At 65.3% G+C, this 9,799-nt stretch carries 7 protein-coding genes and 4 tRNA genes; 4 read left to right on the forward strand and 7 right to left on the reverse strand.

The features are described from left to right. Window position 1: 1 nt before the first annotated feature. The 3 genes from IHD13_RS17540 to IHD13_RS17550 all read left to right on the forward strand — a co-directional run bounded on the left by IHD13_RS17540 (window position 2) and on the right by IHD13_RS17550 (window position 336). Window positions 2-88 (forward strand) — tRNA-Leu (locus tag IHD13_RS17540). 33 nt (window positions 89-121) lie between these two features. Then, a tRNA-Leu gene (locus IHD13_RS17545) sits at window positions 122-208 on the forward strand. Window positions 209-249: 41 nt separating this feature from the next. After that, a tRNA-Leu gene (locus IHD13_RS17550) sits at window positions 250-336 on the forward strand. A gap of 121 nt (window positions 337-457) precedes the next feature. Here the strand turns inward: IHD13_RS17550 and IHD13_RS17555 are convergent. Both IHD13_RS17555 and IHD13_RS17560 read right to left on the reverse strand, forming a co-directional pair. Next, entirely contained in the window at window positions 458-1,315 is an 858-nt protein-coding gene (locus IHD13_RS17555; RefSeq protein ID WP_195862330.1) for a DNA/RNA non-specific endonuclease, read from the reverse strand. Between the two features lie 71 nt (window positions 1,316-1,386). Continuing rightward, window positions 1,387-1,662: an Lrp/AsnC family transcriptional regulator gene (locus IHD13_RS17560; RefSeq protein WP_195862331.1), complete on the reverse strand. Its 276-nt coding sequence runs from the start codon at window positions 1,660-1,662 to the stop codon at window positions 1,387-1,389. A gap of 302 nt (window positions 1,663-1,964) precedes the next feature. Here IHD13_RS17560 and IHD13_RS17565 point away from each other — a divergent pair, with 302 nt between their 5' ends. Beyond that, a complete protein-coding gene (locus IHD13_RS17565; RefSeq protein ID WP_195862332.1) occupies window positions 1,965-2,279 on the forward strand; it encodes a high-potential iron-sulfur protein in 315 nt (104 codons plus the stop codon). Between the two features lie 72 nt (window positions 2,280-2,351). Here the strand turns inward: IHD13_RS17565 and IHD13_RS17570 are convergent, their stop codons facing one another. The 5 genes from IHD13_RS17570 to IHD13_RS17590 all read right to left on the reverse strand — a co-directional run bounded on the left by IHD13_RS17570 (window position 2,352) and on the right by IHD13_RS17590 (window position 9,799). Next, window positions 2,352-3,905: a SpoVR family protein gene (locus IHD13_RS17570; protein WP_195862333.1), complete on the reverse strand. Its 1,554-nt coding sequence runs from the start codon at window positions 3,903-3,905 to the stop codon at window positions 2,352-2,354. Window positions 3,906-3,925: 20 nt separating this feature from the next. Further along, entirely contained in the window at window positions 3,926-5,209 is a 1,284-nt protein-coding gene (locus IHD13_RS17575) for a YeaH/YhbH family protein (protein ID WP_195862334.1), read from the reverse strand. A gap of 107 nt (window positions 5,210-5,316) precedes the next feature. Then, on the reverse strand, window positions 5,317-7,239 hold the full coding sequence (locus tag IHD13_RS17580; RefSeq protein ID WP_195862335.1) for a PrkA family serine protein kinase: 1,923 nt from the start codon (window positions 7,237-7,239) through the stop codon (window positions 5,317-5,319). Between the two features lie 257 nt (window positions 7,240-7,496). Next, entirely contained in the window at window positions 7,497-9,515 is a 2,019-nt protein-coding gene (locus IHD13_RS17585) for an NADPH-dependent 2,4-dienoyl-CoA reductase (RefSeq protein ID WP_195862336.1), read from the reverse strand. Between the two features lie 207 nt (window positions 9,516-9,722). Further along, window positions 9,723-9,799, reverse strand: a tRNA-Asp gene (locus tag IHD13_RS17590).

Consider the following 9,799-nt stretch of genomic DNA (forward strand, 5'->3'; position numbering starts at 1 on the left):
CGCCCAGGTGGCGGAATTGGTAGACGCGCTAGCTTCAGGTGCTAGTGTCCTTACGGACGTGGAGGTTCAAGTCCTCTCCTGGGCACCATCGACCCAGTCTCGAACATGAGCAGCATGATGCGCCCAGGTGGCGGAATTGGTAGACGCGCTAGCTTCAGGTGCTAGTGTCCTTACGGACGTGGAGGTTCAAGTCCTCTCCTGGGCACCACTTCGCATCATGACCCGAGTTGACACCGTCGAGTGACCGCTGCCCAGATGGCGGAATTGGTAGACGCGCTAGCTTCAGGTGCTAGTGTCCTTACGGACGTGGAGGTTCAAGTCCTCTTCTGGGCACCATCGACACCCCTCGCACCCCCCCCCGATAGATAGAAAACGATAGAAAGCCCGCACACGCCATCGAGCGTGTTTTTTTATGTCTGCGATTCGCGCATGCGCCTCGCTCGACGCGCCCCCCCCCTCAGTCGAAACGCCCCGGCAGCCGCGCCACTTCCTCCAGCCCCCAGCCCCGGGCATGCACCCGCCCCTCCAGCCGCACGGCCTCGGCTTCCGGCAGATTGGGGAAGAAGTTCAGGCCGGTACGCGCCTCCACCTCATCGATGCTCACCAGGTAATCGTCCAGGGGCTCATCGCCGCGCACCTCCTGAGGCATGATAAAGGCCAGGGCCCGGGGCTCGGCGCCAGGCACCAGGATGATCTTGTAGAAGGCCTCCGGCACCTCCACCAGCCCCACCCGATTGAAGACGTTGTCCATGAAGCCCTCGGGGAAGACCGGCCCGGTAATCACCTGCAGGGTACCGAAGCGCGGCACGAAGTGATCGATCACCGCCGCCTCCAGGCGCTGCCAGAGGCGTCGATTGAGATCGGGCCGCTGGGGCGACATATTGCTCATCAGGAAGGTCTGGCGCTGAGCCTCCCGCCCGTGCACCACGGCGATCGCATAGTTGGGGGCCAGGTGCCCGCGATCATAGCCGCTGCCGAAGTAGCTGTCGGCGGTGACCGGCCAGAGGGTGCGCCAGTCGCGCTGGAAATCGGGGCGCGGCGCCGCCCGGGGATCCTCCACCGCATGCAGGGTATAGCTGACCCAGAGCGGATTGACCCGCACGTCGGACCAGCCCACCAGAAAGCCGTCGTTGCGCAGCACCCGATGCAGGCTGGTAGGCGTCAGGCTCTCCCAGGTGGGCACGCCCATCCAGCTGAGTTGGTCGCGATACTCCTGCTCTTGGGCATACCAGAGCCCGCTACTGATGGCGACGAAGACCAGCCCCACGCCCATCTGGCGCAGGCTGCGCCGCCATCGAGAGATCCTTCTGCGCATGCCCTTCCCTATCCAGCGACGGCGCCGGCCCTGATGGCCGGCGCCAAAACACGCCCGTGCGTGATGACCGACTACCAGCCCACCGAGAACATGGTCTCCAGGTCATGGCGGGAGTGAACCTGCATGGCGTTGAGGGTCTCGGTCTCGCGAATCCCCTCCACCGCATTGAGTCGCTCGGTCACCAGCTCCGCCAGGCTCTCGAAGTCCCGAGTACGGGCGATGGCCACCAGGTCGTAGCGACCGCAGGTAGAGTAGACCTCGCTGATGCCTTCCACGTCGGCCAGACGCTCGGCCACCGCCTTGACCTGGCCCTTGTCGGTATTGATCAGGATCACCGCGTTCTGCATTGCCTCTCTCCCTCGCCCCAGGATGATGATCAGTGTCGGGGCCAGTATATCAGCGTCGCCTGGCGCCCCCCAGCACCCGCGCGGCCGATTGCCGCAGCCCGGTCAGCGAGATTCGCCTCCCGGGGCCCCCTTCGACTAGGATAAGGCAGAACTCCGACGCCCCTTGGGAGTCGGAAGCCTAAGCGAGTCCACTCGCCATACCTAGAGCGGGACCACCCGCCCAACGACCGTGACCCTGCCCCGGCGGCCTCGCGCCTTACGGGCAAGCCCCAAAAAAGCTAGCAGAAAAGTAAGGAGATACCATGGCTAACCAGAGTCGCCGTGACTTTATGCGTAACAGCCTGCTGGGCCTGGCCGCCCTGCCCCTGGGGGCCGGCATCCTCTCCCAGAGCGCCTTCGCCGACACCTTGCCGCGGGTCGACCCGGAGAGCGATGAGGCCAAGAACCTCAGCTACGTGGAAGTGGCCAGCGACGCCAGCGACCATGAGCAATATGCCGAAGGCGAGCTGTGCGACAACTGCATGTTCTTCCAGGAAGGCAACGAGGGCTGCGCCCTCTTCCCGGGCAAGAGCGTCGAGCCGGGTGGCTGGTGCCAGGCCTGGGCCGCCAAGCCCTGACCCCACGACAGGGTTGACACGAACGGGCCCGCGCCAATGGCGCGGGCCCGCTGCTTTCGGCCTGCCCCCGGGTCACTCCCGCCCCTCCTCCTCGGGCAGGGGCCATTGATAACGTCGCACGATCTCCCCCTCCTCCACCGACTCCAGCTTCACCGGGAACCCCCACAGCTGGTGCAGGTGGCGAATCACCGGGTAGACCGTCTTGGCCAGGGGCCGGCGCCGATCCTGCACATGGCGCAGGGTCAGGGAGCGGTCTCCACGAATGTCCGCCGAGTAGATCTGGATATTGGGCTCGCGCACCGAGAGGGCGTACTGCACCGAGAGCGCCTCACGGATGCGCTGGTAGCCACGCTCGTCGTGAATGGCCGCCACCTCCAGCATCTCCTCCTGGTCGTCATCCACCACGGTGAACAGCTTGAGGTCGCGGATCACCTTGGGCGACAGGAACTGCTGAATAAAGGACTCGTCCTTGAAGTTGCGCATGGCGAAGTGCAGGGTCTCCAGCCAGTCGCTGCCGGCCATGTCCGGGAACCACTCGCGATCCTCGGCGGTGGGCGCCTCGCAGATCCGCTTGATATCGGTGAACATGGCGAAGCCCAGGGCATAGGGATTGATGCCGCCGTAGTAGGGGCTGTCGAAGCCGGGCTGGTTGACCACCGCGGTATGCGACTGCAGGAACTCCAGGATCAGCCCCTCGTCCACCAACCCCTCGTCGAAGAGGCGATTCATCAGGGTATAGTGCCAGAAGGTGGCCCAGCCCTCGTTCATCACCTGGGTCTGACGCTGGGGGTAGAAGTACTGGGCCAGCTTGCGCACGATGCGCACGATCTCCCGCTGCCAGGGCGCCAGCAGCGGCGCATTCTTCTCGATGAAGTAGAGCAGGTTCTCCTGGGGCTCCGGCGGGTAGCGGCCGCCGCCATGCAGGCCCAGCGGATCCTCCTCGTCGTCGAAGGCGTCGGCCGGCGCCTCGCTCCCCGGCGACCGGGGGATGGTGCGCCACAGGGTATTGACCTGGGCCTGCAGGTACTCCTCCCGCTCCGCCTGGCGCTGCGCCTCTTCCTCGGCGGAGAGCGGCGAGGGCCGCTTGTAGCGGTCCACCCCGTAGTTCTGCAGGGCATGGCAGGCATCGAGCAACTGCTCCACCGCGGTCACGCCGTAACGCTCCTCGCACTCCGCCACGTATTTCCGGGCAAACACCAGGTAGTCGATGATCGAGCTGGCATCGGTCCAGGCACGGAACAGGTAGTTGCCCTTGAAGAAGGAGTTGTGACCATAGCAGGCGTGGGCCATGACCAGCACCTGCATCATCAGAGTATTCTCCTCCATCAGGTAGGCGATGCAGGGGTCGGAGTTGATCACCAGCTCATAGGCCAGGCCCATCTGGCCACGCCGGTAGGCCTGCTCCACGGCCAGGAACTGCTTGCCGAAAGACCAGTGGTGGTAACCCACCGGCATGCCCACGCTGGCATAGGCGTCCATCATCTGCTCGGTGGTGATGACCTCGATCTGGTTGGGGTAGGTATCCAGCCGATATTCGTCGGCCAGCCGAGCGATCTCGGCCTCGAAGGTCTCGAGGGTCTCGAAGGTCCAGTCGGAGCCGGTGGCGATGGGCTTGCGTCGCGTCATGCTCTGCCTCCTGGTTCCCCTCAGGCCTCGGCCCGACGGCGGAACAGTTCTCGGAACACCGGGTAGATATCGCCGCCCTCGACGATCTGGCGCATGGCGAAGCGGGCGGGAAACTCCGCCGCCACCCGCTCGTACTCCTCCCACAACGCCTGGTGGGCGTGGGGCGTGATCTCCACATAGGTGAAGTACTGCAGTCGCGGCATCAGCTTCTTCATCATCAGCTCGCGGCAGGTCACCGAGTCGTCGTCCCAGTTATCGCCGTCGGAGGCCTGGGCCACGTAGAGGTTCCACTGGGCCGGCGAGTAGCGCTTGGTGATGATCTCGTCGACCAGGGTCAGGGCGCTGGAGACGATGGTGCCGCCGGTCTCCCGGGAGTAGAAGAACTCCTCCTCGTCGACCTCCTTGGCGGCGGTATGGTGACGCACGAAGACCAGTTCGACCTTCTCGTAGTTGCGCTCGAGGAAGAGGTAGAGCAGCAGGAAGAAGCGCTTGGCGATGTCCTTGTGGGACTGGGTCATGGAGCCGGAAACGTCCATCACGCAGAACATCACCGCCTTGTTGGAGGGCTGGGGCTGGTTGACCAGGTGGTTGTAGCGCAGGTCGTAGGTATCGATAAAGGGTACCGCCTCGAGGCGCCGCTCCAGGCGCTCGATCTCCTCCTTGAGGGCCTCGATGCGCGACGGGTTGCGCAGCACCGGGTCCTTGCGCTCTTCCGCCTCCAGGGCCTCCTTGGCCTCGCGCAGGGCGCGCCGCAACGGGGCGCGCATGGCGATGCGCCGGGCCTGGGCCTCGCGCATGGAGCGCACGATATTGATCCGCGCCGGCACCCCGTCCTTGGAGATCCCGGCGCGCACCGGGCGCACCTCCTCCAGGTCCACCAGTTGCTTGCGCTCCAGGTGGGGCAGCTCCAGGCCATCGAAGACGAAGTCGAGGAACTCCTCCCGGGTCAGGCTGAAGGCGAACTCGTCCATGCCCTCGCCCTGGTTGGAGGCGCCGCCTTCGCCGGCACCGCCCCCGCCGCCACCGCCCCCCGGGCGGCGCAGACGATCCCCCTCGACGAACTCCTTGTTACCGGGAGCGACGATGCTGCGCTTGCCGCCGGGGCCGTGCTGAAAGACCGGCTCGGAGATATCCCGACTGGGAATCGAGACCTTCTCGCCGCGTTCCATGTCGGTGATCGAGCGGCGATTCACCGCCTCCTCCACCGAGCGCTTGATATGGGTACGATAGCGATCGAGGAAACGCTGCCGGTTGACCGCACTCTTGTGCTTGGCATTGGCCCGCCGATCGATGAAATAGCTCATGGTGACCTCCCCTGCGCGCCTGGCACCCCCGCAGGCGTTGCGGTCGGCACCGGGCGCGGCGACTGCCGGGGGCGGCGCCCCCGGACTGGGCCTGCGGTGGCGTCAGGCTACTGCGACTTGCGCACCCGCAGGTACCACTCGGAGAGCAGCCGCACCTGCTTCTCGGTGTAGCCGCGATCCACCATGCGCGCCACGAAGTCCTCGTGCTTCTTCTGGTCCGCCGCCGAGGCCTTGGCGTTGAAGGAGATCACCGGCAGCAGCTCCTCGGTATTGGCGAACATCTTCTTCTCGATGACGCCGCGCAGCTTCTCGTAGGACTGCCAGCTGGGGTTCATGCCGTTGTTCTGGGCCCGCGCCCGCAGCACGAAGTTGACCACCTCGTGACGGAAGTCCTTGGGGTTGGAGATCCCCGCCGGCTTCTCGATCTTCTCGAGTTCGTCGTTGAGGGCCTGACGATTGAACAGCTCGCCGGTCTCCGGGTCCCGGTACTCCTGGTCCTGGATCCAGAAATCGGCATAGGTGACGTAGCGGTCGAAGATGTTCTGGCCGTACTCGGAATAGGACTCCAGATAGGCGGTCTGGATCTCCTTGCCAATGAAGTCCACGTAGCGCGGCGCCAGGAACTCCTTGATATAGCGCAGGTAGCGCTCGAAGGCCTCCTTGGGCAGCTGCTCCTGCTCGAGGCGCTGCTCGAGCACATAGAGCAGGTGCACCGGGTTGGCCGCTACCTCATGGGTGTCGAAGTTGAACACCTTGGAGAGGATCTTGAAGGCGAAGCGGGTGGAGAGCCCGGCCATCCCCTCGTCGACCCCGGCGGTGTCGCGATACTCCTGGATCGACTTGGCCTTGGGATCGGTGTCCTTGAGGTTCTCGCCATCGTAGACCCGCATCTTGGAGTAGACGCTGGAGTTCTCCGGCTCCTTGAGCCGCGAGAGCACCGAGAACTGGGCCAGCATACGCAGGGTATCCGGGGCGCAGGGCGCCTGATTGAGGGAGGAGTGCTCGAGCAGCTTCTGGTAGATCTTCACCTCTTCGGCGACCCTCAGGCAGTAGGGCACCTTGACGATATAGACCCGGTCGAGGAAGGCCTCGTTGTTGCGGTTGTTGCGGAAGGTCTGCCACTCGCTCTCGTTGGAGTGGGCCAGGATCACCCCGTCGAAGGGGATCGCCCCCATGCCCTCGGTGGGGTTGTAGTTGCCCTCCTGGGTCGCGGTGAGCAGCGGGTGCAGCACCTTGATGGGCGCCTTGAACATCTCGACGAACTCCATCAGCCCCTGGTTGGAGCGACACAGGCCGCCGGAGAAGCTGTAGGCATCCGGATCATCCTGGGAGTACATCTCGAGCTGGCGGATATCCACCTTGCCCACCAGGGAGGAGATGTCCTGGTTGTTCTCGTCGCCGGGCTCGGTCTTGGAGATGGCGATCTGGTTGAGGCGGGAGGGGTAGAGACGCACCACCCGAAACTGGGAGATATCGCCGCCATACTCCTTGAGGCGCTTGGCCGCCCAGGGCGACATCACGCTCTTCAGGTAGCGCCGCGGAATGTTGTACTCCTTCTCGAGCAGCTCGCCATCCTCCTCCGGCGAGAAGAGCCCCAGCGGCGACTCATAGACCGGCGAGCCCTTGATGGCATAGAAGGGCACCTTCTCCATCAGCAGCTTGAGCCGCTCGGCGAGCGACGACTTGCCGCCGCCTACCGGCCCCAGCAGGTAGAGGATCTGCTTGCGCTCCTCGAGCCCCTGGGCGGCATGGCGGAAGTAGGAGACGATCTGTTCGATGGCCTCTTCCATGCCGTAGAACTCGGAGAAGGCCGGGTAACGGCGGATCACCTTGTTGGAGAAGATCCGCGACAACCGCGAGTCCTTGGCCGTATCGATGACCTCCGGCTCGCCGATCGCTACCAGCATGCGCTCGGCGGCGGTGGCATAGGCCGTGGGCTCGCCGCGACACAGCTCGAGGTATTCCTGCAGGCTCATTTCCTCCTGCTGAACCCGCTCGTAGCGATTCTGCACATGATCGAAGATGCTCATCGAAGCCTCCTTAAGCCCGTCGGCCCGGGCGTCGCAATAGGTTCACGGCGACCGAGATGGGTACCCTCAGCGTAGCCCTAACATTAGGTGCTGACGGTGTAAGCCGGAACGCGGAATTCAACGCATCGACTCTCGGGCCTACCCCCTAAGACGCAAGTCGCCGAGCATGGTTCGATAGACCTTAGGTGCAGACAGGCGCAAGCCGCCCCATCGGAGATGGGGCGGCAAAGGCAGGAGGAAACAATAAGTTAAGTTAACTACAAGGCCGCGGCGGCACGGGTACCCTGATCGATGGCGCGCTTGGCATCCAGCTCGCCGGCGTATTCGGCGCCGCCGATCAGCCGCACCGCCACCCCGGCTTCCTGCAAGGGCACCAGCAGGTCGCTCACCGACTCCTGGCCCGCGCAGACGACGATGCTGTCCACCGCCAGGCAGCGTGGCTCGCCATCGAGGCGGATATGCAGGCCGGCATCGTCGATGCCCACATAGTCGCAACCGGCCAGGGCCTCCACGCCGCGATGCTTGAGGGAGGCGCGATGCACCCAGCCGGTGGTCTTGCCTAGCCCCTTGCCGGGCTTGGAGGCCTTGCGCTGGAGCAGGAAGACCCGGCGCGGCGTCTCGGGACGCTGCGGCGCCATCAACCCGCCGCGCTCGCGCACCTCGAGATCCACCCCCCATTCGCGACACCAGGCGTCCCGATCGAGGCCGGGCGCGCCCACATGGGTCAGCAGCTCCGCCACATCGAAGCCGATGCCGCCGGCCCCGATAATGGCGACCCGCGGCCCCACCCGCTCCGGATGCACGATGGCCATGGGATAGCTCATCACCTTGGGGTGGTCGATGCCCGGCAAGTCGAGCTCCCGGGGCTTGACCCCGGTGGCCAGCAGCACCGCATCGAAACCGGCCAGCTCATGCACCGAGGGCTCGCTGTTGAGGCGCACCTTGACCCGGTGCTTGTCGAGCATCACCCGGTAATAGCGCAGGGTCTCGTCGAACTCCTCCTTGCCGGGAATCTTGCGGGCATAGTTGAACTGACCGCCCAGCTCGGCACGGCGCTCGAAGAGCACCACCTCATGGCCGCGACCGGCCGCGGTCACCGCCGCCGCCAGGCCGGCGGGCCCGCCCCCGACCACCGCCACCCGCTTGGGCTCGGCGGCGGGCTCGATCAGCAACTCGGTCTCGTGACAGGCCCGGGGGTTGACCAGGCAGGAGGTCAGCTTGCCCTCGAAGGTGTGGTCCAGGCAGGCCTGATTACAGGCGATGCAGGTATTGATCTCGTCGCGGCGCCCCTCGGCGGCCTTGACCACCCACTCGGGGTCGGCCAGGAAGGGGCGCGCCATGGAGACCATATCGGCATGGCCCTCGGCCAGCACCTTCTCCGCCACCTCCGGCATATTGATGCGGTTGGTGGTGATCAGCGGAATCGTGAGTTCCGCCTTCATGCGCCGGGTCACCTCGGTGAAGGCGGCCCGGGGCACGCTAGTGACGATGGTCGGCACCCGCGCCTCGTGCCAACCGATGCCGGTATTGATCAGGCTGGCGCCGGCGGCCTCGATGGCACGCCCCAGGGCCACCACCTCCTGCCAACTGCTGCCCTCCTCCACCAGGTCTAGCATGGAGAGACGGAAGATGATCAGGAAATCGGGGCCGGTGGCCTCGCGGATGCGCCGCACGATCTCCACCGGAAAGCGGCTGCGATTGTCGAAGCCGCCGCCCCACTCGTCCTCGCGATGATTGGTGCGGGCACAGATGAACTGGTTGATCAGGTAACCCTCGGAACCCATCACCTCGACGCCGTCATAGCCGGCCTCCCGGGCCAGTTGGGCACAGCGCACATAGTCATCGATCTGCGCCTCCACCTCGGTGCTCTCCAGGGCCCGGGGCGGAAAAGGATTGATGGGGGCCTGGATCGCCGAGGGCGCCACCAGGGCCGGCGAATAGGCGTAGCGCCCGGCATGCAGGATCTGCAGGCAGATATGCCCGCCCTCGCCGTGCACCGCCTCCACCACCCCACGGTGGGCCGCCGCCTCCTCGGCGGTGGTGAGCTTGGCCGCCCCCTCGAAGACCGCGCCTTCGGGATTGGGCGCGATACCGCCGGTGACGATCAGCCCCACCCCGGCCCGGGCCCGCTCGGCATAGAAGGCCGCCAACCGCGCGAAGCCGTCGGGGGCCTCCTCGAGGTTGGTATGCATGGAGCCCATCAGGATGCGATTGGGCAGGGTCAGGTGACCCAGGGTCAGGGGGCGAAAGAGATGCGGGTAGTCGGTCACGGTCATGGCCTCGATTGCGGCACGAATTCAAACAACTGTATGACAGTCTAGCCGGGAGTGACAAGCGGGACACTCCGACCAAGGCCCAAGCCCGTCGAGACGGCCCCACGGAAAGAAAGCGGCGCCCTACAGCATAGAGGCAAAAGCGCGGGAAGAGGGAAGCATACGAAAACGCCCCAGGCCAAATGACTTGGGGCGTTTCGGGAATCTCGATGGCGGACCGGACGGGACTCGAACCCGCGACCTCCGGCGTGACAGGCCGGCATTCTAACCAACTGAACTACCGGTCC

Origin of the sequence: Halomonas sp. 328 (genome assembly GCF_015645095.1) — a bacterium.
Classification (GTDB): Bacteria; Pseudomonadota; Gammaproteobacteria; order Pseudomonadales; family Halomonadaceae; genus Bisbaumannia.

Excerpts from the sequence above, each read along its gene's own strand:
- IHD13_RS17555 (WP_195862330.1), bottom strand. The coding sequence starts at position 1,315 with ATGCGCAGAAGGATCTCTCGATGGCGGCGCAGCCTGCGCCAGATGGGC.
- IHD13_RS17560 (WP_195862331.1), bottom strand. The coding sequence starts at position 1,662 with ATGCAGAACGCGGTGATCCTGATCAATACCGACAAGGGCCAGGTCAAG.
- IHD13_RS17565 (WP_195862332.1), top strand. The coding sequence starts at position 1,965 with ATGGCTAACCAGAGTCGCCGTGACTTTATGCGTAACAGCCTGCTGGGC.
- IHD13_RS17570 (WP_195862333.1), bottom strand. The coding sequence starts at position 3,905 with ATGACGCGACGCAAGCCCATCGCCACCGGCTCCGACTGGACCTTCGAG.
- IHD13_RS17575 (WP_195862334.1), bottom strand. The coding sequence starts at position 5,209 with ATGAGCTATTTCATCGATCGGCGGGCCAATGCCAAGCACAAGAGTGCG.
- IHD13_RS17580 (WP_195862335.1), bottom strand. The coding sequence starts at position 7,239 with ATGAGCATCTTCGATCATGTGCAGAATCGCTACGAGCGGGTTCAGCAG.
- IHD13_RS17585 (WP_195862336.1), bottom strand. The coding sequence starts at position 9,515 with ATGACCGTGACCGACTACCCGCATCTCTTTCGCCCCCTGACCCTGGGT.